Origin of the sequence: Acinetobacter sp. SwsAc2, from assembly GCF_013391465.1 — a bacterium.
GTDB classification, from domain to species: domain Bacteria; phylum Pseudomonadota; class Gammaproteobacteria; order Pseudomonadales; family Moraxellaceae; genus Acinetobacter; species Acinetobacter johnsonii.
In genome coordinates, this window is the sequence record NZ_JACBEZ010000009.1 from 67,938 (window position 1) to 92,970 (window position 25,033).

A 25,033-nucleotide genomic window follows, 5' to 3' on the forward strand; every position below is an offset into this window, starting at 1 on the left:
TTCCTCATTTATTCTTTACCGCCTTTGAGATTTGGGCGACTTGATAGTGAAGTGTGTTGAATAGAGCCGTTAATTCTTCACCCGTGAGTGGGTGGTCTAAATGCATTTTTGTGAGTGCGGAAAGCATTAGTTCTAAGTTTTCAATTGGGAATTTAACTTCTTCCAGTATTTGTTCGGCAGTCATGTCTTTATGGCTGTTAATTTCTATTGTTGAGTGCATTGCTCCCCCTGTCTATTGATCATGGGTATATTTTCTAAAATATCTTTAACAAAATATAGGGTAGTGCGACTTTCAGTGTCGCACTACTTACTGATTTTATGACGTTTTTAGTACGACTTTAGGCGAAGCCTTGAGCTTGGTTTAGTCGTGTTTTGGGTGGGTACACTCATGATCAGCTCCCCATAAATAAAATAGAAAAGGTCATGACAGCCATGCTTAGAAATACTGTGGCATCGACAAAGTTTTTGAGGAGTTTTTGCTGTTTGAGTTTTCTTTGACGCTCGAGATATGCCTCTAGGTCATAGATAGGGGAATGTTCTTTTACTTTTTTTGAAGTGTGCGAATGCATTGAAGCGAATGTTTTCATTGGCTTGTTCCTGTTAGTCAAGTTTTAAACCTGACACCAACACTTTCCACGGTATTGGTGACAGACTGAATAGGGGTGGAAATACCGTACTAACAGGTAACGGCCAGCCGAAGCTGCCCTATCCAGCCTGCCATAAAAGGCACAGCCGAATTTTACGCAAAAAAATAGCCGCATGGGCGGACTTTTTACGCCTGTTAGTGTTTTTAGGTTTCCACGCCTAACCACAGATTTTGCTGTGGTAAATTTAGAGTAGCTTAGATACTATATGCGCGTCAATACTTTATAAAAAATTGTGATTTGGGTGGGGGTTTGGGGATGGGTGAGGAATTAAATTTAAGCTGTCATAATGATACTGAACGCTTCAATAAAATAAAGTCAGAACTTTCATCTTTGAAAGATTTAATATCTAAAACACTAGATAAAGTTTGTGTTCCTATTGATCAAGCAGGATATTTTGAAAAATTATTAATAGATATAGACGAGAAATTTAATGAAATTTTTGATTATATTGAAAGACTTAATGTAATTTCAAAAACACTTGAGATTGAAATTGAAAATCTTATTTCCTTAAGTGGAGAGGAGATAAAAAATATAAGTGATTTTAATCATTTTAAGGCTTTCATTCTTGAATTTAAAGTCAAAATTTTAGTTTTAGCTAGAAGTGTTTTGAAAGACTTTCAAATTCAGACATATAAGGATTATAAGGGGAAGTCAGAAGAGCTTGTTGACGTGTTAAAGTCAAAAGAGGAGATGCTAAGTCTTAAAATTAATCATCTTAATACATTGATAGATGATCAGAAAAATATTAAAGTCCATAAAATTTTTGAAGATGATTCAACAAAATTTAGATTAATAGCACGCTTCTATGAATTTGCATTTTATTCAATAGTGGGTGTATTGATACTCTATTTTTTAGGCTTAACATTTTATGTAAATAATTTTAATTTTTTATTTATTGAAGCCGATTTTCCAGAAAAAATTCATGGCAAACTTTCGCCAGAGTTTTATATTCAAAAAGTATCCCTGCTAGTACTTTCTACAACACTTGCGGCATTTCTTTTAAAACGTTCGTTTATGAACCGTCGTTTGGCTGATGATGCCTACCGCACAGCTAAAGAGTTAGATGCACTTCCACGATATATGGAAGGTATGCCTGAAGAAATGAAAGAAAAAATTCGCTTTGACCTTGCTTATAAGTACTTTGGTAATAGTATTCACCACGAAAGTTATACAGGTGGTGAGAACTTGATGCATGAAAACATTAAAGCTAATACAGACTTTATTAAAGCAGTGAAGGATTTGTCGCCAAAGGCAGAAGCACCAAAGGATGATAAATCACCGAAAGATGCGGCTTGATATTTTATATTTAGTGTTTGTAACTGATTTTATTATAGAAAAATTTTTAGCTTAGATGCTATACGAACTTCAATATTTTAAAGAATGTGACTTAAGTTGAATTTAACATGATAATAGATGAACCAATAAAGAATTTAATTCGTAATACTAGTAGCGATAATCAGAAACTAATAGAAAGAATTAAAGATGATAATATGAAGATAAAATCAAAAATTACTGTTGAAATTGAAAAGGTGATAGATTACTTAGAGGAATTAAAAGACGGTAAGCATATTGATTATCAAGCCAGTGATAAATATCCTGATTTGTTTGATCTTAATAAACACTTGATAGGTGGATGCGTCAGGCAAGCCGCAAGGTTAAAAAGTATAATTGAAAGTATTGAAACAGATAGTGAAAACTTAGATTATTTATTTTCAATATCCCTTCCTTTAAAAACTGTAATCAAGGAGTATGATGAGGAAAATTACTATTTAATGCCAAATGATTTGGCTGTAACGAATGCTAGTTTATTTTCTATGGAATCATTTATCACAGCATTAAAACGTGAAAAAGATAATTACAGTCGAGTAATAACAGATGAAATTAGAAATATAATATTACATGCTGATGATGAAATAAGTAGATTTCGTCGTATTAGAAATATAGCAGATAATGCGAAAACTGAGAATATTTATGATCAAGCTGTTACTAAATATCGTGGTTTAGAAAAAGATTATAGATGGTATTTCTATTGGGCACTTGGACTAACGGTAGCAATTTCGTTAGGGACATTTTTTCTAAAAAAAGTATTAATTCCAGCTTTTCTTGGAAATGTTGAGTTTTGGGTACTTAAGGCTTCAATAATAGTAGTCGGAGTTACTTTAATTACTTATTTTTTAAAGCAATCTACTCATTATCAGCGTCTTGCAGACCAAAACTACCAAACCCAAGTAGAGCTACAAGCATATCCAAGTTTTATGGAAAGCATACCAACTGAAGAGGCCGCTTCGGTACGTAAAGAACTTGCGCTGAAATACTTCGGTCGTGAAATAGATGGAGCTGCTCATAAAGATATGAGTAACCTGATCTCTGACCAATTGAAAAGCACAACAGAAATGGTGAAAGCTGCAACTGATGTGTTGAAAGTTAAGGGGTAAGGTATGGCTGCGAATGTTGATGCTAAAGTAGATTTTACTGCTATTCTGAGTGAAATCATGAAAAGTGAATATGGTTTAGTTTTCATTTGCTCATTACTTTTTATAATTGTTCTAGCTGCATTTTTATACATGTTTGGCAAGTCAGGAATAATTTCACACTTTAAAGTCTACTCTGAATATAGTAATAAAAAATATCTGAGAGAAATTGAGCAAAAAGAAGACCTTTTGAATGATGAAGCATTAAGCGAATTTAAAGGCGATATGGAATACCATATCAAAGTTTCTAAACTTGAAAACTTCTTAAAATTTAAGAACAAAGATATAGATTTACTGAAATATATTATTTCATGCAGGGATTCTCAAAGAGCAATTCGTCTGTACAAAAAAGGCTGTGAGTATTTAGAAAAAGATAAAGAGACAAAAACATATAAGTTAAAACCTAAATATACGAAAGAGAGTATAGAACTCCAAGAAAAGAGAACTCCTTATATGTACTTTGGTATAAATGGTATAGGTGGCCTACCAATTTTTTTAAACCTTATTTCTAGTTTATTTCCAGAGCTTATTTCTTTTAATTTTAATGTACTTGAAAGCATTTCTTTCTTTATAGTCTTTTTTATCATATCGCTAGTGTATACATTCAGAACTTTGAAACCATTTGCCGCGCTTTACTTTTTAGAGATAGAAAAAATAGATGAAAGTCAGCAAGAAAGAAATATTGCTAAGAATCCTGTCTTAGTTAAAGAAAATAAGGTTGGATAAGGAGCGGTAAAATATGATTTACGCTTTGATGTTTGGCTTAGGTATTTGGTGTGCGATCCCAGTACTTATGATTTGGTATTTGCTACTACCGAAAACTTACTTCCTGACTTTTAATGGTGAGACACCTTCACGGATGTCTATTTTTACACACCATTTCTTGTCGATCCTTACGCTGTTTATGATTCTCGGTTTAGGCATCGAAACGGCAGTTAAGTATCCTGAAGGCACGATCGCGCCAGTATTCTTCTTATTGTCCATTATTTTAACACTCATATTTTGCGTGTACTTTGGGCGCAATAAAATCAATTTGGGTGATAAGAGAAGAGTATAAAAATAAACGTGAACTGAGTCGGAATTAGACTAAAGAGGGTTAAACAATTTGTATTTTTGTAGATAAAAATAAGTAGCTTAGATACTATTCCCTTGCATTTAAAATTAATAATTAGGGGGAAGTATCATGAGAAATATATCTAAAAAAATCTGTCTAGGTTTAATCCTTTCTGTGGGGTTTGCTTCTATCGCAGATGCAGGGCGTGGACGCCAACCATGCTCAGGTTCTAAGGGTGGAGTTAAACACTGTACCGCAGAAGGAAAATTTATGTGTAGAGATGGTTCAGTTAGCCAGTCTAAAAAGAGATGCACAGGAAGATAATTCTTAAGGAGAATTATGATGGGTTTTAATTTTAGAAAAAGTTTTAAAATTGCACCTGGCGTAAAACTTAATGTATCCAAAAAAGGAATCAGTAGTGTTTCTTTAGGTGGAAAGAGTGCAAGGGTAAATTTAGGAAAGAAAGGAACTAGGACTACAGTCGGTATTCCTAAAACGGGTCTTTCATATTCTTCATATTCGCAGTATGTTCGAAGCAAACCTAAAAGTAAAAGCTCTGTTCATTGGATTTGGATTGGAATTATTGTTTTCTTTATTTTGATTTGGATTTTCTAAAAGCTCTTTACGAGCTTTTAGTTTTATAGATGTAGGAAATATTCTTGGGTAGATAATTCTAAAGTCACCACCATCTTAGTGCCGTAATAATATACGAACACCGCCAGATGATCATACATAAGATAATCAGAAAACTAACTTTCCAGTAGCCATATTTTTCCATGATGACCTCTAAACTTTTAACGATTAATGCTATACTTTCAGACATGATTTGATCCTTAGTTGGTGTAAGGCTTGAATACAGAAACCTCAAAGACTGTGAATCTTTGGGGTTTTGCTTTGTCTGGTGAGTCTATTTTTGAAAGAAGCATTTTTCACGGACTTCAATTTGTTAGAGGGGATAATACAAATTGACTTTTCTTATTTTGGAAATGAGCTTTCAAGTTGAAAACTTGCATTTAATTTATGAAATATAAGAAATAAATACTGATAGAAATACAGCCAATCATAATGCCCATGAGAAAAGGGTAGATCCACATTTAGATCTCCCTTGCTCGCACTTTATCAATACAACGTTCAATCATGCTGTGCTCTTGTTTTAGCAAGCTTTGCATACGAATGTATTGATAGTCCAAAATCATCCATAAAAGAACCAAAGCCACCACAAACAAAACAATAAAAATAATTCCAAAATGAATCATCGGTATAAACTCCGCTTTAACTCTAAATTACTCTGGCAAGCAACACACAAAGCCACTGCACCATACTTTTGACGTTCTGGTGGAATGTCATTCCCACATTCTTCACACTCAGAAAGTGAAGGCTGTGAATAGTCCTTAGGTTGGATACGAACCTGTTCTAGCTGGCGTTGTTGAGCGATATCTATAATATCAGCCATGACGACTCCGAAGCTGGCGTGCGTCATGGTTAATGATGTTTCTTGCAAGCGCACATTGTGAAAGAGGAAGCTTGATAGCGGGGTTAGGTGTAGCTGATGGGGAAATCGTGGCAGCCCATTCCAAATGAGCCCGACCAGTCCAACCACATTCAAGGTTTTGGCACTGTCCATAAAGTGTTTTTAAAAGCGGATTTTCAACTTGAGAATGCCGAATAATCACTTTAGATCCGCAGTGCGGACAAGCATTCTGATTTCTTGTATTTGCCATACGTGACCTGTTCTCGGTTTATCGTACTTATTGTATAATAAAAGTATTATATATGGTGATTTAATGTTGATTTATGTACGAAATATCGTTATTTTAATTAGACCCTCTTGATAGCTGCTCAGTGAATAACTGGCAGCTTTTTTTATTTTTCGCCTTTGGCTTTTTGAATACGAGCCCACTCCCGATTTAATGCCACTTGAGCCGTCTTTTTACTCTTATAAGTGCGTACCAATATCAAAGGCTGGCTTTGGTCACCTACCGTCATAAGCTGAGGTTTAGGCTTTGCCGAATACCATGTTTTTACACCAGTATAGGTTTTATAGTTTTTCGCTTTTCTTTGCCCTGAACCTGTCTTGGTCTTTTTCTCTTGCTCAATTTTAGTCGTGTCATCAAACAGTATGGAAACATCGTCAGCATTAGGCAGTTGTACCTCTAGCTCTATACGTGTGGTATAGCCTGAAGATTCGTTTAAGTCATGGGTAATGGTTTTGCCTAGCCAAACGATTTCATCGATCTGAGCCTTTAAACCCACAAATGAAAACTCTTGCTCCGGGAGTAAATCGGGTCGACCTTTGGCCAAGGTATAAGACAAAGATTGCTCAGCCCGTTTACATCGTTTTAATTCAGCTAAAGCGGCCAGTTCGGCTGTTTTCTTGTCACGGTGAATAAAGCGAATTTCTTTAGGGTTATCCGTATGACTACCGACAATCACATACAGCTTTTCACCCTTTTTCGGGCTGTGATAATAGGCTTTTACACACTCCACTTTGTCATGACTTTGCCCATAAGAATATGAGTGTTGGTCACCGTCAGATCTGACCAGTTCAACTGCAGGTAGGTCGAGCCCTGAACTGGTCTGTGCCTCACCAATGGGAAGTAAAAGAAGGGTATTGTTTTTGACTGTTGCAATCGCATCGTGTTCATCGGCTATGCGGGTCATGATATTGGCATCGGAGTCATTCTGGTCGATATGTGAAACCTTACGACTGCTTAAACTGCTGTGTACCATCACTTTTAAACCATAGTCAAAGGCCAATGCCTGGAAAATTTCTGCTATGGTCTGTTGGTGGAACGATCGCTCTCGCTTTTGACGAAATGCTTCTGCAAGGTCGGTACTTTCAGCCGATATTCTCAGAACATCTGGGGCACCAGAATGTGAACCGCCCGTGACCAAATAAGACCCTTTATACATCAGGCCCGTGTCCGACCAACCGAGCCAAACTTTCATTTCTGCACCGACAGAAGGAATTTCGAGCGCGTTGTCACTGTCGTCTAAAGTGAGGTCGACACTATCTGCCACCATTCCTCGGTTGTCTTGCAAACTCAGTCCAACGAGACGCGATGCCAAAGTCGATGAAATATCAATATCATTCACGGTAATGCGGTAAATAGCATGCGGATAGTTATTGAGGCTTGTATATTGCTCAGTGTTAGAGGGCATAAAACTCATAAAATGAGACCCCCAAGACTTAACAATGCCTGACCTGTAGCACCCAACAGTTTCTTGGTAGTGTCTTCGGTGATGATTAAAGAGACGCTAAACGTAATTTTTCGGGTACCGCCATTATGGAAAAAGTTGGAACGGGTTTCCTGAACGTCCTTAATAATCACCAACCCATAAATCTTTCCAGTCCCTTCAATTAAAATGTACTGCTTACCTGTGTCACCCATGTTGCGTAGCATATCGAGCGAGTTTTGGTAGCCCGTAATTTCAGGATAAATTACACCGGATAAATTGATGGTTTCTTCATCTTTTCCAGTGAACTGATAGGCAGGGGTATTGCCCACACGGCTGTTACTTGGATGTCGCCAAGCCGTTGAGCGCTGTAGCTCTTGATAAGATGCGGTCGAGAGTTGAAATACGAATAAACCAAGTGCCATCATCATGTGTCTTACTCCCGATCTGTCAACATACGACGGATCAGCGCACTGCGTTCCCGATCGCGCTGGGCTAAAGCTTGGCGTACTTCATTGGCAGCGTTGTGTAAAACACCTTTACCGCTGTTGTCGATGTGAATCTGAATATTGTCGCTATTATGAATCGTGATATTCCTATGGTTTTGAATAGGCGTTGCTCTCTGAAATTTGGGTGCATTTTGATTCCAAGCATCGTGGCCACTCATCGATTTTGATGGTTGGGTATTTCCCTTTGAGGCGCTTGCACCTATCAAAGGTTGTTTGGTGCCTGAGCCCACTGTTGGCATAGCACTATCAAAGACGCCAAGCGTTTGCCGATACTGACTCTGTAGGGCAGGTGTGCGGTTATTCAGTCCTACACCTATACCATCGACAATATGACCGCCCATGCCTGCCATGACACGGCTCGGAGAGTGAATATCCATTTTCTTCCGCATAAAGTCGGGCATGAAATTGGTGACTTGTGACCAAATACTTTGCAGCCCAGGGAACATTGATTTAATTCCGTTGATTAAACCTTTCACCAACATGCTACCAAAGCCAGTGAATTTAGCGGGAAGCTCTATGCCAAACCAAGAAAGGACTTTGGCAAATATAGAATAGAACAAACCTAATGGTGACCAGTTTAGGATGAGTGCACTTACACCTAAAATCCCACCACTAAAAGCGGTTTTGATGGTTGACCAAACGTATTTAAAGAAACCTGAAATTGGCTCCCAATTGCGGTAGATGAGATAGGCAGCACCTGCTACCGCAGCGACTACCCCTAAAATAACTAAACCGACAGGGGAGAAAATTGCACCTAAGGCACCAAAACCAATCCCTAAAGCGCCGAATGTCATTTTTAAAATAGCTAACGGCCCTAGCAAGGTCACAATACCCAGCACAAGCGCTGATATACCACCCAGTAAAACAATGCCTGCGACTGCCACTTTGGTGAGGGTTGCAGCAAGTGCTGGATTTTCTTTTGCCCAGTTACGGACGTCATTGGTAAACGTACGTACTTTGAGGATTAAACTATTTAGTGGTGGCAGTAGGACGTTACCGATATCGATACCTAATGCAGCCACGCCATTTTTTAATAATTTGATATTGTTCGCCGACGTTGCTGCACGTGCTGCATACTCTTTTTCCATGGAGCCGGCATACTGGCTTTTATCTGCTACCAAGCCCAGATTCTTCTCAAGGGCGCTCATGTTGGTGAGCAGCGGTGCGATCGCACTCAATGACTCTTTACCAAATAAATCTGAAAGAACGGAAGCCTGTTTGTATTTGTCTAAGGCAGCAATCTGCTTTAACACCATGAGAGTCGTCCCGTTGGCATCTTTTTGCATGTCTTTTGCGACTTTGCCATAGTCCAAACCAAGCTCTTTATAGGCTGAGATTTGCCCCTTAGTTGCAGACTCGCCCGCAACCAAGGCCAACATAGTATTTTTAATACCAGTCGCAGCAATTTCCTCTTGAATACCCATACCTCGTAAGGTCGCACCTAACGCGGCAATACTAGAGGCAGCAAAGCCTCCGACTTCACCAAGGGGTCCAATCCTTTGTACAATTTCTAAAATGCCTTTGGCTGCTGCTGGGGTATTGTTGCCTAAGTAGTTAATTTGGTCGGCTAGGGTGGTTACTTGTGCCTGTGACATCCGAAAAGCTGTTCGTAGTTCAGCCATCGACTGACCAGATTCTTCAGCCGAAATATCGAAGGCTACACCCATTTTTACAGCCGTTTCAGCAAAGGTGGTGAGCTCCTTACTTGCAATACCGGACTGCGCACCAGCGGCGACAATCGCAGCAATGTCCTTGGCTGCCATAGGCAAACGAGTCGACATTTCAACAATTTCATTATTAATGGATTTGAACTCAGCTTCGGTACCGTTAAAGACCTTTTTGACATCGGCTAGAGAGGACTCATAATCGATGGCCAGTTTTACGGGCACAGTCATGGCTGCCGTGCCAACACCTGCCACCATTAAGCCTTTTTTGGCGAAGTCTGAACCTTTTTGTAGGATGGCTTGGGTTTTGGCAAAACGCTCTTGCGCCTTACTGTTTTTATCCAAGGCATCACGACGTTTATTCAACTCCATGGTGGTGAGGTGGATTTTATTTTTAAGCGCACTTTCTTCGTCAGTGAGCTGTTCTACACCTCTGGATAGTTTGTCGACATTGAGTCCAGCTTTTTGCAAAGTTTGGATATGGTTTTGCAATTCGTTACGTTGGGTGGTTTCAGTACTCTTGAGCCGGCGAATCCCTTGTTCGAGGTTTTTAATTTTGTTGAGTTGAGTCTCGGTTAAGGTGTTACCGTTTTTCTGTAAGCTTTGTAGTTGCTTTAATTCACTCCGATACTCTGCCGTTTTATTGGCTGTAGCCTCTAAGGCAGTTTGCGTTTCCTTATAGCGGTTGATATGGCCTTGTTGATCCTGAAGCGCTTTAAGCTCAGTACGCGTTTTTTTAAAGGCGGTACCGAGGTTCTGTGAGCCACCAATAATCGCCTTCATGGGGCCAGACATATTGTCCTTTGCGTCAAAAAAAACGCGTAAATTTAAGGTCGACATTGGTGGGAATACCTTCACTCGTTGGTTTGATTACGCTCTAAAGCTTTTTGGTGCCACATAAATAATTCGCTGAGGCTCATTTCTGCGAAGTCGCGTGGTGACCAGTGGAAGACCAAAGCTATGTTGGCCATGACATCGGGAATACTGTCTATAATTGGATATCGGTCGCTGCACGTTGCGACTTCGGCATCAAAAAATAGATGATGTGACCTGCAATTTGACCAAGATCAACTGGGTCTAAAAGGGGCATTGCTTCACGTGGGATTTGTGGCCATACACATTTGGGAATGATTTGGCAGAGTGCATTTACATCGGAACGGTAAATGTCCTGGAGGGAGAGTCCAGAAAGTGCGACCGTACCTGGCTTACGAATCATAATTTCCGAAATGGTTTGTCCACCAACTTGAATTGGTGTTTCAAGGGTGTATTGGGCTTCGTTTGGGTTTTTGATTACTTCGAGGTTTTCTGCTTGTTGTTGCATATTCATCGCGTTTGAATTCCTAAGTTTAAAAAAGACCTACTGCATAAAATTGTGCAGTAGGTCGGGCATTACAGACCGCAGGCTTTACGCTGTGCTTCTAAACGATCGACACCGTTGACGATTTCTTTCATGGCCAAAGTATCGATTTCAATTTCTTTATTGCCGTTGACCGTAAGCTTGTAATAGGTCCATTTGGTTTTAATGGTTTGTTCAGTGTCATCACCAGGCTTTTGGGTACCCATACTGATTTCTTCATGACGACCACGAATCACAACTTCGACAGGAGTGACTGCACCTGTGTCGTCTTGTTGATATGCACCAGCGAAGCGTAGTAAGACGCCAGAGGCAGAGGTAATGCCGAACTGACGTAGTGATGTCAGATTGAGACCTCCGATTTTCCATTCAAAATCGATAGAGTCTTCAGACATACCTTGGTCGATGGCAACAGGGCCATTCATACCACCACCTCGCCAGTTCTCGAAGTTACGTCCTAAGGTTGGAAGCGTACATTCCGCAACTTCACCGACCAATGATTCAGCATCATTGAATAGGTTCATGTTTTTAAGTTTGTTTGGTAATCCCATGTGTGTTTACTCAAATAGGGGGAGGACAAATCACAGCTTTATGCTGTGATTCGTGCGCCAAAATCTGCGAGGTAGTCGTCTGTGATCATTTGGTAGAAGCCAAGATCTTCAAGTGGTGGAACTGGACCGTAGTCATAAGAGAGGCGGAATTTTCCTGCTTTTAAATTTTCTACAGGGTTCTTTGTCTCGTCATACCAAGCTTCACCACCCATGAGGTAGCCGTTATTGGTTAGGTCACTGAGTTTGGCGCGAATGCCCTCAATGAGGTCGCTGGCCAGTGATGGATGAAGTGGTTTATCGACTGCCCACATATGCGCTTCAGCAACCGTGTCAGCAATGATTTGAGCCGTGCGTGTGTAGTTCTCGAAAGGAAATAGTCCTTCCGCGTCGCAGGTACGAGAGCCCCAAAAGCGAAAGCCATCTTCACGAATGAGCGTAGTAATGCCATTTGAGTTGAGATAGTCGGCATCTGTGCCAGTTTGCTGTAGATCCCACCAGACATCTTTACTAATACCAACAACACCACTGACCGCGACATTGGAAATAACTTTGTGCCAACCTGTTAAATTGTCAATTTTGGCACGTAGCCCCAGTGCATAAGCTACAGGGGAGATAGCTTCATTTTGCGAAGTCTCGGTATTGAAATGAATGAACTGAGGCCAGATCAGCATGAGTTCTCGTGCAGCAAACGATTCACGATAAGCCACAACTTCTTCTTTGGTTCCGCAGCCATAAGCATAGGCATAAGCGAAAGCACGTAGCTTTTGTGCAGTGCTCGCCAGTGCTGTCGTTACTGCTTGGGTATCAAGTCCTGGTGCACCAATTAAACGAGGAGTCACACCCAGTTTTGCTTTTGCCGTGAGTAGGGCTTTTAAGCCTGTGTATTGACCTGAAGCTGTTGTAGTTCCAATGACAAGTGAACTTTGTTCTGCTTCTGTCTCAGCGCTATCCACACGGACAACTACAACCGTTGTATTGGTTTGGTCGACGATCGCTTGTAGCGACGACTTTAAGGTACCTAACTTTCCTGCTTTACCAATCACGCTTTGGATATTGGTGATGAGGATAGGTGTATTGAGTGGAAAGGAGGTAGCATCCGCATCTGAAGCGGTTGCAATCAAACCGATAATACTGGTGGCCACTGTACGGATCGAACGCGTACCGTTATTGACCTCTGCAACACGGACACCGTGGTGATATTCATCTAATGCCATAGGGCAACCTTTTGTTGATGTTCTAGTTCATCAAAAGGCTTACATACAAAACCCCACGTTTTAAGCGCGAGGTTTTGTAAGAGGGTATGCTACAAATTGGAGTTTATTAAAGACAGAACATCAGGATTGTTTTTCAAAAATTCAGCCAGTTTTTCTTCTGGTGTTTCCACTTGCTGAACTTCAGGCTTTTGGATCAGTTCCCATTTGAAACCATTCCAACGTGGCCATTGTTCTTCAGACCATTCAGAAGGTGGTGCTATCTCGACACAACCTGCAGGGATAGCAAATACACCAGGTTCAAGTGGTGACTCATTGGCTATTGTCTCTCCAACAAATAAACCTGAATAATTGGTTTGATACACGGTAATCTGATTCATGTTTCATTCCTTAATAGCGGATACAGGCAAGCCATGCGATGTTACGTGGTCTGTTTTCATTTGCAGTGGGTACAACACGCGATGCATCAAATGTTGCTGTGAGTAAGCCCCAATTTTCACCTGTTGAAATTCTTCCAGCCGCTTTTTCACTTAGAGAAAAAGCGCCAGTATATGAAGATGCGGGCACTCTTGCACCTGACCCACCAGGTGTGTCACCTGTAATGTTTCGAATTGCATCACCTTGTTTGCTGCCGATTAAACGACCAACATCAATACCACGTCCATCATCTGCATAACGTGGAAACTCTGCACGTGCATCAGGCACGTTAAAAGTATTTACGCCATCGCCAGCACCATAATAAATACCGATTGCAGCAAATAGATCTGCATAAGCAGTCCGAGAATAAGCTGCACCATTACATTTTAATAATCGGTAACCAGTCGGGATATTTTGTGAAGCCAAAGTGATAACAGTACCAGGTGGACAGTCATTGTATCTCGCCTCATCCGAACTCATGACACCTAAGTTCTGGCGTGCTAAAGGTTTATTTAAGATGTCGGAAAGGTTATTTTTTTGAGCCAAAGGATAAGGTGCAGCTCCTAAAGGTTCATTTTGAACAATCAGGATTTTGGCCCCAGCATAAGCCTTACCCAAAGTAATTTGCGTATTTGAGGTTGCAAGCCAACCATTGGCACCAACTTTGTTGGTAATACGTTCGCCATTAATGTACACCGCTGCACCACGGGTAGTCGTGCTAGTGAGATCTACAATAGTTTGGTTAGCAACTAGCGATTGCTCTTCTTCAACTGTATTAACAAAGACGTCCGCATTAGAAGCATCATCCCACTCTATGTCTCCTTCAATGTTCGATTTTTTCTTCAGAACTTGACCAATCGTTCCACCCGGGAAAAAATATGCTGTTGTCAAAGTATTCATGATCCAACTGTGTGTCGCAGTAACCACGTTGGGATCAATTTTTAACTCAATACTGTCACTGTTACTCACAACAAATGGAATGCGATATGCAGAGTCACTGAATGCACCATCACTTAAAGATGGTTTATGTACTTCAGGTGTATTACCAATCATGAGCATATTGCCATTTCTGTCAAATACAGCAATTTCACGAACGACAAAACTCGTTGTTTCAACGGGAATAATTAACTCTGCAGTGAATAAATTTTCATTTTCTGGATCTTGGTATATTCGGTTGACTGGTGCACGAAACCGTTCACGTTTTAATTGTTTCATCGTCGGATTGGGTATGATTTCATTACCGTTTCCATCACCAACAGCCATATGGGTGATTTCAATTTTTGAACCCGTAGCCTCGGCACTTGCTAATAGCTGCAGACCTATTGTTGTATGAATAGTTTTATATAACATTCTAAAAATTCTCCAATCTTATAATTCCACAATGTTCAGGTCATGCAGGATAATTTGGTGTTTCGGGTTTCGGAGGGCGAGTTGGATTGACTGGTAATCCAGGAATAGGAGTACCTGTAATTTCACTTTGTCTTGTTTGACTCATATAAGCTTTATCTGCAAGCCAAAACCGTTTAAGCGTGTCTTCTGGCAGTACAACTAAGCCATCTCGCATGATTTGGTTATATACCCAGATATATTGCTTTGCGACGTTGTACTCTTTACCAAGATAGGCACTACCCATAATGGCTTGCCAAACCTTAGGGCCATCATTGATTAAGTCATATTCAGGGTTTACTAGCTTTCCTAAGAAATTATCAGGAACAAATCCTGCTAAGTAATGTACTAAGTCCGCTGGATATCCCAATTCATCAATTGCTGAGGTAAATCCCCGAAGCGCTTTATTAAACTCTCCGACGATCAACCAATCGTATGTTTCAGTTTGAATGAAATCCAAATTCGGATAACGATAATGTTCAATTGGATAATTCATGATTGAAGCAATGCCACTACCTTCACCTAAGATGCTTGGTAAAAAGAAAAGTGTGGAGACCTGAGCCTTAGGATAATAATCCCTGACTACTGCGCGTATGCGACGCACGGAGTTGCCCAGCTCCTCTTGCAAGAAAAGCAAATATTCTTGTTCTGTCGCCCCTGAAACATCACTCATCCGATCGGCAATTTCTGGTGCATACAAACCTGTTTCGTTATTAAATTTAACCTTTGTTGGATAGTCATAAATACACGGTTTATCATTGGGATTAATCCACCACCACGGCTCACCTACTTGCATGTAAGGAGTATGACCTTCATTATTTAAAATGCCTGCAAACTCGATAAAGACTTGTTGTAGCCAATTCATTGCTTCAGGAATACAGGGACTCAGCAAATAACTAGGGGGTTCATAACCTGTATATGCATAATTGTTATCCCAATCCCGCTGCGTCCAACTAAGCTCTGCTGCTTCACTATAAATCTCGTATGAAATAGAAAAAATCATTTTCATGAAATGTTTATGTGCTGCACGGGCAAAATGGGTATGCCAAATTGTTGCTTCTCGGTTCAAGTAAGAGTCGAATTGGTCGTCACCCGGACCGCGTCTGACGATAAACCGCTGTTGTTCTATATCCCAACGGGAATCATAAAAATGAGACATTCCACAATAGTGATTAATAAAACCTCGATAACCTAAGTCATAGCAGTTTTTTATCAAGCGAGCTGGGTTCACATTGTAGCTATCGTCATAGCCAGTACACATGCCTAAAGTATGTTGTGGAATACTTAAAGATTTACGCTTATACGTGCTATTGCTTCCAGTACATCGAATCTTGCTAACATGCAATTCACCTTGTTGTGGTCGCTCCAAAGGATCACTTAACTCAGCATTAAATCCATGGGTTAAACATCCAATAAAGATACGGTGAATGTCTTCTTTCGGAAATGGAATGTTCTGCTCATAACCACTGACTACAGTGTTCCAATCAATCGTGATATCGGCATGGGTTGCTGTTAAAGTTACTGGATCAGCAAGATTTGCTAATCGTAAATAGTAAGGTGATTGGCCTGTTTCGCTATCGTCATTAACAATAATCGTCATGACTAACCCGAGATGTTCATTATCAATTGCAGGCACATCACCTGAAGTATCGATAGAAAAAGATAAAGTACAGTTTCTAAAATCACCTTTTGTTTCATAGGCCAAATATGGGTGCATCGCTTGATCTTCACTAAAGAAAATAGCTGCAGCGAAATCGTTTTGACGTCGTGAAGTAAAATAGACATCAAAAGCATCTTCAGCCTCACCCACAAGGCAGAAGGACATACTTCGTGGCCCATCAATTGTCCAGCAGTCGGCGGAAAAACGAGGGATGGTACTTTCAATGATATGAAAAGCTTCTTGAGTGGAATCTTGGCCTAAATAGTTGCTTATCTCTGTTATTTGATCTTTCAAAAAAAGAGTTCGATTTCCTAGTGCTTTTGCTTGTTCATTCATGTTGCCATTAATGCCGCCCAAAGCTAATTCATTTTTTTCAAGTAAACGAATTGGGGACCACTCTGATTTACTGATTATTTCACTCACTTAAATTGACTCCATTTAATCTATAACTGCCGTCGAGTAACCAAGTACCATCTAAATACAATCCACCTGCGGCCTGAGCGAACTCAATTTCTTGGCCAGTAATAACGGCCGCTGCTGTGTAAATACTCGAAGTACTTTCAAGAACGAGTGATATTCCAGTAAGGTGAGAACGTAAATTTTTATAAGTACGGACAACTTTCGTTAACTCTTTAAAATCAAACTTACTGATATTATTTTGACTAGTCTTAATAAAAATATTGAATGTATAAGGCTTACCTTGTGGCACCATGTTGAACCATTCTTGTACGACAATTGGAAACCCCAATGAATTAAGCGCGCCATCTAACGATCCAATCGTACCTTTAATACTATGGTTCTTCAGGGAGGTTTGTATGACTTGCCGCTTTTGAATTTCGGTCCAATCTTTATTCCATACATCAACTGAACGTTCCCATGCTAACCATGGCAAAACTTCAACTGGTGCATTCAGTGGATCATTAAAGCTGCGTATATTTACTTCAATATTTGAAACACGTGAAAATGCACTTTCAAAATTCATTTCAAATTTAGTGGAGTTTGGGGGCAGTAATTTACTCATGTGTCCACCTTTGAAATATTAATGCTGGTGCAATACGCAACTTGGCCGATTGAAGTATCGATATTGCTTGCAGGTGAAATCAAATTGACACGGCTGACACCTGCTTGGTGGAGTGCTTGGTAAATCCCAGACAATGAAACGCCATCATTAAATGAATGGACTTTTTGGATATATTCTTCTGTGGCTTTATAGCAACTGTTCAAAACGATAGTTTCATCTGGACCTTCATCAATATAAATTTCTGCTTCAATGATGTAATTGATAATAGATGCCGAATAAATAATAGGACGATCTGTCAAAGGGCGAACTGATTTAGCATTCAAAGCTGTATTCACAACATTTAAAAGGTCTTCTGATGCAGTACCATTGCCTTCAGTAGAAAGCACATAGATATTACAAATACCCATTGGGTTTTGGTTTTCATCTAATGGCGCATAAGGATAAATGTCTTTAACCCGTACATCGGCGTTGAGGCCATGGAAAATGTATGAACCTTCACTACCAGCAGTAGTTTGGCCTTCAGGTGCAAGTTGCACACGCTTACGGAGTGATGCATCAGTTTCGTATATAGCTTTTGTTGTTGAGGTTTCAGCAGTAATTAATTGGCGTTTTAGATTTTTTTCAGCAGCTTTATGTTCAAGGTCTATTCCTGAAGAATATGCAAGTAATACGGCTTTAGCCGAATCATTGACATGCTGACGTACAATCATTTCTCGAAATGCAAAGACTTCTGCTAGTTTGTAAGCAGGATCAGATTCACGAAGTCGTGTATAAGAAATACCAAGGGCATCCATACGACGATAATATTCTTGTAGTCCAGCATCTAAAATTGTTTCGTAGTTTATTTGCTCTACAACTGTTGGTTCAGGTAGTTGAGATAGATCAATTGCATTAGTCGATTGAGTCATGTTGAAGCGCCCATTGTTAATGGAATTGATAATTTATTGATGTCTGAAGAACCAACAATTTGCATTTCTAGATCCAATTGGAAACGGCTATTTTCTGCCTTAGAAAAATGAGCATTGATCAGTTTGATTCGGTCTTCCCAAGTCAAAATGGCTGTAGCACTTGCGGCCATCACTTGAAGGCGGACAGCATCATTAAAGGGTTGATCGAGCAATTTAAAAATCATAGAACCGTATTCACGACGCATCACTCGGCTGCCAATGGGCGTAAATAAAATGTCTTGAATGGATTGTTTAATGTGAGGAATGACCTCGAGGCTTTGACCAGTTTCACGTGACATCATGCTTTTGACACTCCTGTATCTGATCCACCAGATTGAACCCCACTATGCTTGTGGTTTTTAAGACTAATGCTTCCGGCATTCACATCAGATTCTGTACTGAAGTTGCCAGTAGAGTGACTGCTACCTTGGATCAATTGGCTGCCACCTACTGTATTATTTCCAGTCATGGCAGTACTGCCATTGACCTGTAAATTACCGTTAATGGAGGTATCGCCATTGATCGTGATACCTCCAGATGCAGTAAGAATGGCCGTTCCTCCATTGGGGAGGATGGCTTGTAATGAATGATTAGCAGTGTCATAGCTGATCATGGCCCCATCCTCATAGACTCTTAATTTAATATTTGGGTTCAATGATGGAGTCGGAAAAGATTCATTGTTTAAACCAACCAAAACAATGCCGAGGGCAAGCTCACCAGTTGGGCTGAAGACGACACATTCCTCATTGATGCTAGGTAAGTCATGACTTAGGTCTGCACCTGCGCGTAAATTAAATAGACGTAATTCATCGGTCACGATATCGCCGAGGTCGACTGTGACGGTATGAAAAGGTTTAGCAGGGGTAACGCTTTTAATTCGTCCTAAACGGATCAAATTTTCTAAGCGGCGATGGATTTCAGCACTCATGTGCCTACTTTGCGTTAAGGGTTCAAAGCTTGCATTAATGGCAATTTGTAAGAGGGGATATTACAAATAGAGAGACTTCATTTTGCTCTAAGATTTAGGGCTTTAAATGCCTCATGACTGAGTCTTCAATCATTTGAATATCAGTTGGAGCAAACCCCAACAATTCACGTTTGGGATAGGTAATGGATGGCCCATTTTTACTGACACGGGCACGTAAACCATCTTGGTGGATACGAGCTACAAAAACGACATTACTCAGAAAACCAACGCTTACCATCTCGGCATTTGAAAAATTTCTAAAATAACGCTGCGATCGGAGTTTGGTGAACATTTTACGACGAATTCTTTTGCCTTCGCGTAAACGTCTCGGAGCAAAGCTTGAGCCATCTGGGCCAACTTGTGCCGCAATACGTTGCTGTTGGCTTTTTCTTAAATCTGCTCCAACCTTTTTATTCAGCTTCGTCATTTCAGCATCGCTGAGTTTATTCAGCATCGGCGTTAGGTATTTGACCAAATCGTCTAAGTTATCACGCATGGCTTGACCCTTATGGTTTCTTCGCTAAAGGCATTTCGAGTGCGACTATATTTAAAGTTTCAACACTGGTCCACGTTGCTAAGAGGTTGCCTTGATCATCTAGCAATTCGCATTCGGTTGCAGGTGAAGCGGGTTGGTACTGAGGTTCTTCGGGATAAGAAAAGTTGTAGCCACCATGCTCTTGCAGTTGAATAATCACACGTTCTGTCAGTTCTAATTCAAACATGACATCGACTTTATCGTTATCAATAAATTCAGCCTCGAACTTCACAGCATCTTTGTTTTTATCTAAATTGGCGAGTAACTCTGATTGGTGTACGCGAATCCATTGAAACAGTAAGAAGGCAATCAGGTCAGCATCACCTGTAAAGTCTTGAATGACAAACTTCACAGGTGAAATACTTTCCATGCCGTAGCCATTTGCAAGCGTAGTACGATAACGACCGCTTTCAATATGCATGCTGAGCTTATCTGGGTTGTCCTGGAGGAACTTCAGATGACTCACCAAATGTTCGCGCAGACTAATCGGCTTTTTCATGCAGTTTTTCTCTGGTAGTTTGGATCGAGGCGATTCATCACTCGAAGGAACTTGCTGTCATAGCCCAGCTTTTTATAGTTGCGACCGTTATATAAGCTAAAGACTGCATCCCAATTCTCTTGGCGTAATGCTTCTAGCAAAGTCCATTTTTTCCCAGCGACCGTTCCCGACTTAAATTCACAAAAGCGGAGAAAGGCTTCAAACTGTAGGCTTTCACTTTGATAATGCTGCTCTACAAATTCCTGAACAGAGGAATAACCGAGGTCTTTCCAGTTTTCGCCCATCAATTGAAAGCGCCCCCATGAAGCCGACATCAGAGCAGAGTCTTCATCAATTTGCTTTGCTAAAGCTAACCGTGTGTATTCGGCAGCATTGCCGTGGTACCCACCTGTTTGGGTATTTATCACATTGGGATATTGGCTCATCATTTTGTCTGCAAAAGCTTTGCCACGTTTCTGGCTGAGGTAGAAATACATACGGTGACGTTCAAACAGAATCTTCGGTCGACCATCAGGCAAATACCCTTCGCCTTGTGTTTCAACTTCGGCAATCGCACGAATCACAATTTCAGGGACATCAAGCCGTTTTGCACCAATCGTTAAGTCCGCATCTTTTAGATGTTTAGATAGGTCCAGACCTTTGAGGGCATTCAATGTGGTATTCCCGACAATGCCATCCACTTTAATGTCCATCTTCTTCTGGAATTGAATCACGGCATATTCAGTACTTTCACCAAAGTGGCCATCGATAGATAGAGGTTTATTATTTTTACCTTTCATGCCATTTTTAATCAGAAGTTGCTGTAGCTCAGAAACGGCTGAACCCTTAGCTCCAAATTTAAGTAGCTTCATGATGGACTCCAAATTAGTTTGGCCACATTTCCTCTGCTGCGAAGCACGATGACAGCAAGAAGCAGTGCAAAGATGGCATCCCATAGGGTGACGGGATCTTTAAAGAAGAGAATGTGAACCGACTGCCCAAGAAAAGAGGCAATAAGCAATGTTGCCAGCCATGAGTAACCACGATGGAAAGCGGTTTCTTTAGGGCTATAACAAGCAATGCGGATACCGCAAATCAGATAGGCCAAAACAGCGATAAATTGAAATAAGAATTCGATCATGAGGCACCTCCACCTCTAAAAGTCTTCCAAATGTCAGACAGTTTGGATGTCTTCACCCAATCAACTGCTTTAATCAAAATGAAAAGTGAAAATGTGGATGCAATAAGCGCTGCTGTCGCATCGCTGGTGATAAAAGTTCGGCTGGTAATTTCAGATGCAAGCAAATAGCCAATACCCGTTGAAAGCAGCATCGTGCGTAAGCGCTGCCAAGCAGATAAATCTTTTTCATAGGTGGCAATAAATGCTGCACCTAAAACAGCGCCGAGTAGGGCATTACCATTAATAAAAGGCAGGATGGAAACGGCACTTAAACTGATAGCTGTTGCCGTTGTGGTTGTCGTGGTAGGTTCAGGCATGCTTAATCCCATAAATTAATTGTTTTTGTCATCTGCTGTTGGGCGGGGATATCAGGCAAAACAACCTCAGTGCCAAGCACCAGTATTGGACCTTGTTCAGCCAAAGCCGGGTTGCTTTCCAACACTGTCTCAGTAACACCAGCGGTTCGACCGTAATAGCGCCAGCAGATCAGATCAATCGTGTCCCCCTGAACGGACTTCACTGTTTTCATATCAATTCCACGGTACAGCGACTGGTACCAAGCAAGTCACGAATCGCCCAACGCAAGTTACGTCGATGTTCATCAATGGTCGGTGACAATTCTTCAGCCCGTTTCTGGCCATCACCTGTGCTGTCATAGCTTCGATATTTTTCATTAATGTCCGCTGCGATCGCAGAATGAATTGCACGTAAATACAGAAGTTCAGTATTGGGCTTTCCATCGATGGTCGAAGTTGCGAGCTCACTTAGTGCCGATGCTTTAAATTTGAGCGAGCGTAGTTGCTCATTGATTTCTAACATGGCTGCAATCGCGGCATCTTTTAGACGAGGGTTGGAAATGCTGCCATCTAAACGCACAGATTCCCGGATCAGATTCAATTGAAGATTGGGAAAGAACCCATCATTGCTAATCGACTCATCTGGCATGGTTGTAGGTGCATTAAAGCTAAAACCAGTCATAGTCATATCCTAGGTGGTCGGTGGATGATGGTTCAGAACAACAACTTAAAAGTTTTGTCATCCCCATCATGCCGACCAGGTGCGGGGGGCACAGGTTAAGAAGATGCAGCAGCTTGCTGTTCTTCTAATTGTTTGGCCAAGAGCTTTTCAGCACGATCAAGGTCTTGTTTACAGCCGACGTTGTCTTTCTTGGCAATCGCTTTTTTCATGTACTCAATTGCAGGTACATAATTGTCTTCAGACAGAAAAACTTTCCCAATTGCGCAGTACAACTTGGCGCGAATAGGATCATGTAAGTCAAAACCTTCAGTAAGTTTTTCAGCATCAAGCAAAGTATTTAAATCAAATACTTCGCTTGCTTTCAGCTTGGTCAATGCAGCATTAGCAATTTCTTCAGCCACAATACTTGGAGTGTCCCGGCTAAAAGAGTCAGGCATATCTAATCCGTGTTCTAAAGCAAACACAGCAATCTTTAAGCCTTCATGGAACATGCCAGCATCAAAACACCACAGCATGATGGTGGTGACAACTTCGTCGTCCACCTTTTGATTGGCCGCCAAAATACCTTCGACATAAGGTTGGTATTTTGGAATCAGTTTGCCTTTAGCTTCAGCACGGCTTTCATCTGATTTGATATGTGAAAGCAGTGATTTATCATTTTTCAGTTCCGCCAACTGGAGTTGATAGATCGATGCATCATGGCGGGTTGCTCCAAAGGCATCCGCCTTGGCAGATTTCTCTGCCAAAACGCGAAGAAAGTGGTTACGTGCGTGATTCATTTGTCACCTACAGAACTTCGATGTTTTCAACCAAAGCCACTTTTTCATAGGCTTCGATCACGTAGTCTTCGTTGCTCGATTGATAGTCTGCAACACGGTTTTTCTCAGGTTCTTCACGAATGAAGCGACGTTTGCCACCTTCTTGGTAGTAAATTGACAAATTGTCGAGAGAGGTGATCAGGAACGTGTTATCTGGGAAGAAGGGAACGCGAACGGCAGGTAAGCCACCAATTTGCTTTTGACCTACCAAAACCTGACCTGCAAGCGTGTTTTGGTTGTCTTGATCTTGGTTCAAAATGGCAAAGTTCTTATCGTTCAATAGAGAACGACCGCAGATCACTACTAGATCCGTCGCATCCTGGTGAACTTCATCAATCAAGCTATCAACAGCTTGCTTCACTAAGGCATCCAAGTTTTTATAGTCACCTGTAGAGCCCACAGTAATTTTGCCTGAGCCTTGTACGACCTCGGTCATATTGCGTTCAGGGCTGCGGGTACGAATTTTATATAGCCAGCCTTCGTTTACATCTTGCAGCAATGGATTGGTGTTGCGGTTGGTGGTTGTTGCGATGCTTGTACCGTTCCAGCCAATCATAATGCGGTCTAAGCCAATCGCTTTGGCACAAGCACCTGCCCATTTTTCAGGGAAGTCGGCAAACTTTGCCCAGGCATCGATTTTTGAATAGAGTAAGGCAATGTCGAAGTCTGTTTTTTGACAGGCATAGGTGTTAGCCGTTAGACCTGTCGGATCGGATGGATTACGTTTGGCATCACCTGTGGTATCAGTACGACCAGCAATGGTGCTATTTACAGAAAGACCAATGGCTTGACCAGTTGCCTCAACCACTTCAATGACATTGATACGACCTAAAAACTCGCTTGATAGCTGAATTTTTTCTTCCAACTTTTGTGCCGGTGTTGGTGCAACAGTGAACTGAACCGCTGCACTGTCGACTTCGTTAATGCGGGCAACTTCGCCCATGTAGTGATTAAACTTTTTTCGTGTATCGTTACGCATGATTAAGAAATTCCGTATTAGTAAACGACAGCAGCATTACTGCCTGAATGCCCAGTGCTTTCAGGTCGTTTGTTATGATTTGGGTCAGGTTGATGATTGAATGAGTCTGAAAGGGTGCTGTGTTTTTGCTCAAGTTCGCTATATTGGGTTTTCAGCTCGTTTAGTTCCTGCTGCATTTTTGAGAAAGCCGTACTTTGCTTGCCAAAGGTTTCTGCAATTTGCTCGAGTACTTTTTTGACTTCGGTAAAGTTCAGTTTGGCTTCTGCGCCTTGTTGTTCAATTTGCGGGGAGAATAGGTCACTGAACTTCTGAACCATTCCAGCAAATAAGCCTTTGCTGTCGTCTTCAAACTCGATTTGAGTTTCTGCAGCAATGGAAAAGGCATTCTTCTCAGAGTTTTCACCAAACTTAGCAACCATGCTGGAAAAGCTGAGTTTTTCAGTACCGATAGAAGCAGGGGAATCAGTCACTGCTAGGCCTACTAAATAGGCTTCGCCTTTACCTTGGAAATTCGGGTCAATTTCGATACTGGTGAAAATCTTCTGACGCTTTTTGTTCATTTCGACCAAGTCAGAAGTTGCGTCAATTTGTGCAAACAATGCCAGCTTCTTCTCACCGTTCATGTCGACTTCTTCGGCTTTGACTGCAAGCACATCGCCATAAGCACGGAAGGAAGAATCGGGCATTACACCACGTAGGTGCTCAACCCAAATACGCGCGCCATATACAGACTGGTTGTAGTTTTTTGCAGCTTGTTCAATCCAAGAGCGTTCAATCACGCGCTTATCAATGGTTTCTCCTTCGACTGCAACACGAAAGAACTTTGATTTATTTGTCATGGTGTTTTAACCGTTCAGAAATTTGCTCATCAAATAATGAGCATCATTGAAAGTCCGACGGCATTAGTAAATAAATCTGCTTTGTAAGAGGGGATGCTACAAATCACAAGGAATGATCTGAGGTAGGAAAACTGAATAATAGGCACAAAAGCAAAAAGCCAAGAACGGCAATTCTTGGCTTTTTTATTTC

34 protein-coding genes are annotated in these 25,033 nt (G+C 41.0%); 5 read left to right on the top strand and 29 right to left on the bottom strand.

From position 1 onward, the window contains the following. Positions 1-4: 4 nt before the first annotated feature. Positions 5-220: a hypothetical protein gene (locus HYI04_RS06020; protein ID WP_010326483.1), complete on the bottom strand. Its 216-nt coding sequence runs from the start codon at positions 218-220 to the stop codon at positions 5-7. 172 nt (positions 221-392) lie between these two features. Then, positions 393-587: a hypothetical protein gene (locus tag HYI04_RS06025; RefSeq protein WP_010326484.1), complete on the bottom strand. Its 195-nt coding sequence runs from the start codon at positions 585-587 to the stop codon at positions 393-395. A 315-nt stretch (positions 588-902) separates the two neighbouring features. Here HYI04_RS06025 and HYI04_RS06030 point away from each other — a divergent pair, with 315 nt between their 5' ends. The 5 genes from HYI04_RS06030 (at position 903) to HYI04_RS06050 (ending at position 4,787) form a co-directional block, all read left to right on the top strand. Then, complete coding sequence (locus tag HYI04_RS06030; protein ID WP_058952067.1) at positions 903-1,943, top strand: hypothetical protein; 1,041 nt, start codon at positions 903-905, stop codon at positions 1,941-1,943. 107 nt (positions 1,944-2,050) lie between these two features. Further along, a complete protein-coding gene (locus HYI04_RS16900; RefSeq protein ID WP_010326487.1) occupies positions 2,051-3,082 on the top strand; it encodes a CydX/CbdX family cytochrome bd oxidase small subunit in 1,032 nt (343 codons plus the stop codon). A gap of 3 nt (positions 3,083-3,085) precedes the next feature. Then, positions 3,086-3,844, top strand: a complete 759-nt coding sequence (locus HYI04_RS06040) for a hypothetical protein (protein ID WP_010326488.1) — start codon at positions 3,086-3,088, stop codon at positions 3,842-3,844. A 13-nt stretch (positions 3,845-3,857) separates the two neighbouring features. Then, the gene (locus HYI04_RS06045) at positions 3,858-4,175 is read left to right on the top strand and encodes a hypothetical protein (protein ID WP_010326489.1); all 318 of its coding nucleotides are present in this window, start codon (positions 3,858-3,860) and stop codon (positions 4,173-4,175) included. Between the two features lie 339 nt (positions 4,176-4,514). Beyond that, the gene (locus HYI04_RS06050; protein WP_035330444.1) at positions 4,515-4,787 is read left to right on the top strand and encodes a DUF4236 domain-containing protein; all 273 of its coding nucleotides are present in this window, start codon (positions 4,515-4,517) and stop codon (positions 4,785-4,787) included. A gap of 479 nt (positions 4,788-5,266) precedes the next feature. Here HYI04_RS06050 and HYI04_RS06055 read toward each other — a convergent pair whose 3' ends face one another. The 27 genes from HYI04_RS06055 to HYI04_RS06185 all read right to left on the bottom strand — a co-directional run bounded on the left by HYI04_RS06055 (position 5,267) and on the right by HYI04_RS06185 (position 24,843). Continuing rightward, on the bottom strand, positions 5,267-5,428 hold the full coding sequence (locus tag HYI04_RS06055; RefSeq protein ID WP_155115398.1) for a hypothetical protein: 162 nt from the start codon (positions 5,426-5,428) through the stop codon (positions 5,267-5,269). Next, positions 5,425-5,625, bottom strand: coding sequence for a TraR/DksA C4-type zinc finger protein (locus HYI04_RS06060; RefSeq protein ID WP_178896008.1), 201 nt, complete (start codon positions 5,623-5,625; stop codon positions 5,425-5,427). Before HYI04_RS06060 ends, HYI04_RS06055 begins: the two co-directional genes overlap by 4 nt. Then, entirely contained in the window at positions 5,618-5,893 is a 276-nt protein-coding gene (locus HYI04_RS06065) for an ogr/Delta-like zinc finger family protein (protein ID WP_081241753.1), read from the bottom strand. Before HYI04_RS06065 ends, HYI04_RS06060 begins: the two co-directional genes overlap by 8 nt. Positions 5,894-6,035: 142 nt before the next feature. Then, positions 6,036-7,343 (bottom strand): contractile injection system protein, VgrG/Pvc8 family, encoded by a 1,308-nt coding sequence (locus tag HYI04_RS06070; protein ID WP_010326492.1) that lies wholly within the window; start codon positions 7,341-7,343, stop codon positions 6,036-6,038. Next, positions 7,340-7,780, bottom strand: coding sequence for a phage tail protein (locus HYI04_RS06075; RefSeq protein ID WP_010326493.1), 441 nt, complete (start codon positions 7,778-7,780; stop codon positions 7,340-7,342). Before HYI04_RS06075 ends, HYI04_RS06070 begins: the two co-directional genes overlap by 4 nt. Positions 7,781-7,785: 5 nt before the next feature. Next, entirely contained in the window at positions 7,786-10,317 is a 2,532-nt protein-coding gene (locus HYI04_RS06080) for a phage tail tape measure protein (RefSeq protein WP_256732932.1), read from the bottom strand. Between the two features lie 59 nt (positions 10,318-10,376). Further along, entirely contained in the window at positions 10,377-10,493 is a 117-nt protein-coding gene (locus HYI04_RS06085; RefSeq protein WP_081241752.1) for a GpE family phage tail protein, read from the bottom strand. Positions 10,494-10,510: 17 nt separating this feature from the next. After that, positions 10,511-10,849, bottom strand: coding sequence for a phage tail assembly protein (locus tag HYI04_RS06090; protein ID WP_010326495.1), 339 nt, complete (start codon positions 10,847-10,849; stop codon positions 10,511-10,513). 62 nt (positions 10,850-10,911) lie between these two features. Then, positions 10,912-11,427 carry a phage major tail tube protein gene (locus tag HYI04_RS06095; protein WP_010326496.1) on the bottom strand — a complete coding sequence of 172 codons (516 nt, stop codon included), beginning with the start codon at positions 11,425-11,427 and terminating at the stop codon, positions 10,912-10,914. 38 nt (positions 11,428-11,465) lie between these two features. After that, entirely contained in the window at positions 11,466-12,641 is a 1,176-nt protein-coding gene (locus HYI04_RS06100; protein ID WP_010326497.1) for a phage tail sheath protein, read from the bottom strand. An 89-nt stretch (positions 12,642-12,730) separates the two neighbouring features. Continuing rightward, the gene (locus HYI04_RS06105; RefSeq protein WP_010326498.1) at positions 12,731-13,018 is read right to left on the bottom strand and encodes a hypothetical protein; all 288 of its coding nucleotides are present in this window, start codon (positions 13,016-13,018) and stop codon (positions 12,731-12,733) included. A 10-nt stretch (positions 13,019-13,028) separates the two neighbouring features. After that, a complete protein-coding gene (locus tag HYI04_RS06110) occupies positions 13,029-14,405 on the bottom strand; it encodes a phage tail protein (protein ID WP_010326499.1) in 1,377 nt (458 codons plus the stop codon). 40 nt (positions 14,406-14,445) lie between these two features. After that, positions 14,446-16,524 (bottom strand): hypothetical protein, encoded by a 2,079-nt coding sequence (locus HYI04_RS06115; protein WP_178896009.1) that lies wholly within the window; start codon positions 16,522-16,524, stop codon positions 14,446-14,448. After that, entirely contained in the window at positions 16,517-17,122 is a 606-nt protein-coding gene (locus tag HYI04_RS06120) for a phage tail protein I (RefSeq protein WP_010326501.1), read from the bottom strand. The genes HYI04_RS06115 and HYI04_RS06120 overlap by 8 nt, the downstream gene beginning before the upstream one ends. Then, positions 17,119-18,030 (bottom strand): baseplate J/gp47 family protein, encoded by a 912-nt coding sequence (locus HYI04_RS06125; RefSeq protein ID WP_010326502.1) that lies wholly within the window; start codon positions 18,028-18,030, stop codon positions 17,119-17,121. The genes HYI04_RS06120 and HYI04_RS06125 overlap by 4 nt, the downstream gene beginning before the upstream one ends. Continuing rightward, a complete protein-coding gene (locus tag HYI04_RS06130) occupies positions 18,027-18,371 on the bottom strand; it encodes a GPW/gp25 family protein (RefSeq protein ID WP_010326503.1) in 345 nt (114 codons plus the stop codon). The genes HYI04_RS06125 and HYI04_RS06130 overlap by 4 nt, the downstream gene beginning before the upstream one ends. Beyond that, the gene (locus tag HYI04_RS06135; protein WP_010326504.1) at positions 18,368-18,997 is read right to left on the bottom strand and encodes a phage baseplate assembly protein V; all 630 of its coding nucleotides are present in this window, start codon (positions 18,995-18,997) and stop codon (positions 18,368-18,370) included. The genes HYI04_RS06130 and HYI04_RS06135 overlap by 4 nt, the downstream gene beginning before the upstream one ends. A gap of 94 nt (positions 18,998-19,091) precedes the next feature. Beyond that, positions 19,092-19,532 (bottom strand): phage virion morphogenesis protein, encoded by a 441-nt coding sequence (locus tag HYI04_RS06140; protein ID WP_010326505.1) that lies wholly within the window; start codon positions 19,530-19,532, stop codon positions 19,092-19,094. Between the two features lie 10 nt (positions 19,533-19,542). After that, the gene (locus HYI04_RS06145; RefSeq protein WP_010326506.1) at positions 19,543-20,070 is read right to left on the bottom strand and encodes a phage tail protein; all 528 of its coding nucleotides are present in this window, start codon (positions 20,068-20,070) and stop codon (positions 19,543-19,545) included. Continuing rightward, entirely contained in the window at positions 20,067-20,921 is an 855-nt protein-coding gene (locus HYI04_RS06150; RefSeq protein ID WP_010326507.1) for an N-acetylmuramidase family protein, read from the bottom strand. The genes HYI04_RS06145 and HYI04_RS06150 overlap by 4 nt, the downstream gene beginning before the upstream one ends. Further along, positions 20,918-21,190: a phage holin family protein gene (locus HYI04_RS06155; protein ID WP_010326508.1), complete on the bottom strand. Its 273-nt coding sequence runs from the start codon at positions 21,188-21,190 to the stop codon at positions 20,918-20,920. Before HYI04_RS06155 ends, HYI04_RS06150 begins: the two co-directional genes overlap by 4 nt. Further along, positions 21,187-21,546: a putative holin gene (locus HYI04_RS06160; protein ID WP_010326509.1), complete on the bottom strand. Its 360-nt coding sequence runs from the start codon at positions 21,544-21,546 to the stop codon at positions 21,187-21,189. Before HYI04_RS06160 ends, HYI04_RS06155 begins: the two co-directional genes overlap by 4 nt. A 2-nt stretch (positions 21,547-21,548) precedes the next feature. After that, positions 21,549-21,758: a tail protein X gene (locus HYI04_RS06165; protein ID WP_010326510.1), complete on the bottom strand. Its 210-nt coding sequence runs from the start codon at positions 21,756-21,758 to the stop codon at positions 21,549-21,551. Next, the gene (locus HYI04_RS06170) at positions 21,755-22,207 is read right to left on the bottom strand and encodes a head completion/stabilization protein (RefSeq protein WP_010326511.1); all 453 of its coding nucleotides are present in this window, start codon (positions 22,205-22,207) and stop codon (positions 21,755-21,757) included. The genes HYI04_RS06165 and HYI04_RS06170 overlap by 4 nt, the downstream gene beginning before the upstream one ends. 95 nt (positions 22,208-22,302) lie before the next feature. Then, positions 22,303-22,986, bottom strand: coding sequence for a phage terminase small subunit (gpM, locus tag HYI04_RS06175; protein ID WP_010326512.1), 684 nt, complete (start codon positions 22,984-22,986; stop codon positions 22,303-22,305). 7 nt (positions 22,987-22,993) lie between these two features. After that, entirely contained in the window at positions 22,994-24,004 is a 1,011-nt protein-coding gene (locus tag HYI04_RS06180) for a phage major capsid protein, P2 family (RefSeq protein WP_010326513.1), read from the bottom strand. 17 nt (positions 24,005-24,021) lie between these two features. Continuing rightward, positions 24,022-24,843 (bottom strand): GPO family capsid scaffolding protein, encoded by an 822-nt coding sequence (locus HYI04_RS06185; protein ID WP_010326514.1) that lies wholly within the window; start codon positions 24,841-24,843, stop codon positions 24,022-24,024. Between the last annotated feature and the right edge of the window lie 190 nt (positions 24,844-25,033).

What these genes read in the sequence shown, in the direction of transcription:
- HYI04_RS06020 (WP_010326483.1), bottom strand. Translation starts at nt 220, where the DNA reads ATGCACTCAACAATAGAAATTAACAGCCATAAAGACATGACTGCCGAA.
- HYI04_RS06025 (WP_010326484.1), bottom strand. Translation starts at nt 587, where the DNA reads ATGAAAACATTCGCTTCAATGCATTCGCACACTTCAAAAAAAGTAAAA.
- HYI04_RS06030 (WP_058952067.1), top strand. Translation starts at nt 903, where the DNA reads ATGGGTGAGGAATTAAATTTAAGCTGTCATAATGATACTGAACGCTTC.
- HYI04_RS16900 (WP_010326487.1), top strand. Translation starts at nt 2,051, where the DNA reads ATGATAATAGATGAACCAATAAAGAATTTAATTCGTAATACTAGTAGC.
- HYI04_RS06040 (WP_010326488.1), top strand. Translation starts at nt 3,086, where the DNA reads ATGGCTGCGAATGTTGATGCTAAAGTAGATTTTACTGCTATTCTGAGT.
- HYI04_RS06045 (WP_010326489.1), top strand. Translation starts at nt 3,858, where the DNA reads ATGATTTACGCTTTGATGTTTGGCTTAGGTATTTGGTGTGCGATCCCA.
- HYI04_RS06050 (WP_035330444.1), top strand. Translation starts at nt 4,515, where the DNA reads ATGGGTTTTAATTTTAGAAAAAGTTTTAAAATTGCACCTGGCGTAAAA.
- HYI04_RS06055 (WP_155115398.1), bottom strand. Translation starts at nt 5,428, where the DNA reads ATGATTCATTTTGGAATTATTTTTATTGTTTTGTTTGTGGTGGCTTTG.
- HYI04_RS06060 (WP_178896008.1), bottom strand. Translation starts at nt 5,625, where the DNA reads ATGGCTGATATTATAGATATCGCTCAACAACGCCAGCTAGAACAGGTT.
- HYI04_RS06065 (WP_081241753.1), bottom strand. Translation starts at nt 5,893, where the DNA reads ATGGCAAATACAAGAAATCAGAATGCTTGTCCGCACTGCGGATCTAAA.
- HYI04_RS06070 (WP_010326492.1), bottom strand. Translation starts at nt 7,343, where the DNA reads ATGAGTTTTATGCCCTCTAACACTGAGCAATATACAAGCCTCAATAAC.
- HYI04_RS06075 (WP_010326493.1), bottom strand. Translation starts at nt 7,780, where the DNA reads ATGATGATGGCACTTGGTTTATTCGTATTTCAACTCTCGACCGCATCT.
- HYI04_RS06080 (WP_256732932.1), bottom strand. Translation starts at nt 10,317, where the DNA reads ATGTCTGGCCCCATGAAGGCGATTATTGGTGGCTCACAGAACCTCGGT.
- HYI04_RS06085 (WP_081241752.1), bottom strand. Translation starts at nt 10,493, where the DNA reads ATGGCCAACATAGCTTTGGTCTTCCACTGGTCACCACGCGACTTCGCA.
- HYI04_RS06090 (WP_010326495.1), bottom strand. Translation starts at nt 10,849, where the DNA reads ATGAATATGCAACAACAAGCAGAAAACCTCGAAGTAATCAAAAACCCA.
- HYI04_RS06095 (WP_010326496.1), bottom strand. Translation starts at nt 11,427, where the DNA reads ATGGGATTACCAAACAAACTTAAAAACATGAACCTATTCAATGATGCT.
- HYI04_RS06100 (WP_010326497.1), bottom strand. Translation starts at nt 12,641, where the DNA reads ATGGCATTAGATGAATATCACCACGGTGTCCGTGTTGCAGAGGTCAAT.
- HYI04_RS06105 (WP_010326498.1), bottom strand. Translation starts at nt 13,018, where the DNA reads ATGAATCAGATTACCGTGTATCAAACCAATTATTCAGGTTTATTTGTT.
- HYI04_RS06110 (WP_010326499.1), bottom strand. Translation starts at nt 14,405, where the DNA reads ATGTTATATAAAACTATTCATACAACAATAGGTCTGCAGCTATTAGCA.
- HYI04_RS06120 (WP_010326501.1), bottom strand. Translation starts at nt 17,122, where the DNA reads ATGAGTAAATTACTGCCCCCAAACTCCACTAAATTTGAAATGAATTTT.
- HYI04_RS06125 (WP_010326502.1), bottom strand. Translation starts at nt 18,030, where the DNA reads ATGACTCAATCGACTAATGCAATTGATCTATCTCAACTACCTGAACCA.
- HYI04_RS06130 (WP_010326503.1), bottom strand. Translation starts at nt 18,371, where the DNA reads ATGATGTCACGTGAAACTGGTCAAAGCCTCGAGGTCATTCCTCACATT.
- HYI04_RS06135 (WP_010326504.1), bottom strand. Translation starts at nt 18,997, where the DNA reads ATGAGTGCTGAAATCCATCGCCGCTTAGAAAATTTGATCCGTTTAGGA.
- HYI04_RS06140 (WP_010326505.1), bottom strand. Translation starts at nt 19,532, where the DNA reads ATGCGTGATAACTTAGACGATTTGGTCAAATACCTAACGCCGATGCTG.
- HYI04_RS06145 (WP_010326506.1), bottom strand. Translation starts at nt 20,070, where the DNA reads ATGAAAAAGCCGATTAGTCTGCGCGAACATTTGGTGAGTCATCTGAAG.
- HYI04_RS06150 (WP_010326507.1), bottom strand. Translation starts at nt 20,921, where the DNA reads ATGAAGCTACTTAAATTTGGAGCTAAGGGTTCAGCCGTTTCTGAGCTA.
- HYI04_RS06155 (WP_010326508.1), bottom strand. Translation starts at nt 21,190, where the DNA reads ATGATCGAATTCTTATTTCAATTTATCGCTGTTTTGGCCTATCTGATT.
- HYI04_RS06160 (WP_010326509.1), bottom strand. Translation starts at nt 21,546, where the DNA reads ATGCCTGAACCTACCACGACAACCACAACGGCAACAGCTATCAGTTTA.
- HYI04_RS06165 (WP_010326510.1), bottom strand. Translation starts at nt 21,758, where the DNA reads ATGAAAACAGTGAAGTCCGTTCAGGGGGACACGATTGATCTGATCTGC.
- HYI04_RS06170 (WP_010326511.1), bottom strand. Translation starts at nt 22,207, where the DNA reads ATGACTGGTTTTAGCTTTAATGCACCTACAACCATGCCAGATGAGTCG.
- gpM (WP_010326512.1), bottom strand. Translation starts at nt 22,986, where the DNA reads ATGAATCACGCACGTAACCACTTTCTTCGCGTTTTGGCAGAGAAATCT.
- HYI04_RS06180 (WP_010326513.1), bottom strand. Translation starts at nt 24,004, where the DNA reads ATGCGTAACGATACACGAAAAAAGTTTAATCACTACATGGGCGAAGTT.
- HYI04_RS06185 (WP_010326514.1), bottom strand. Translation starts at nt 24,843, where the DNA reads ATGACAAATAAATCAAAGTTCTTTCGTGTTGCAGTCGAAGGAGAAACC.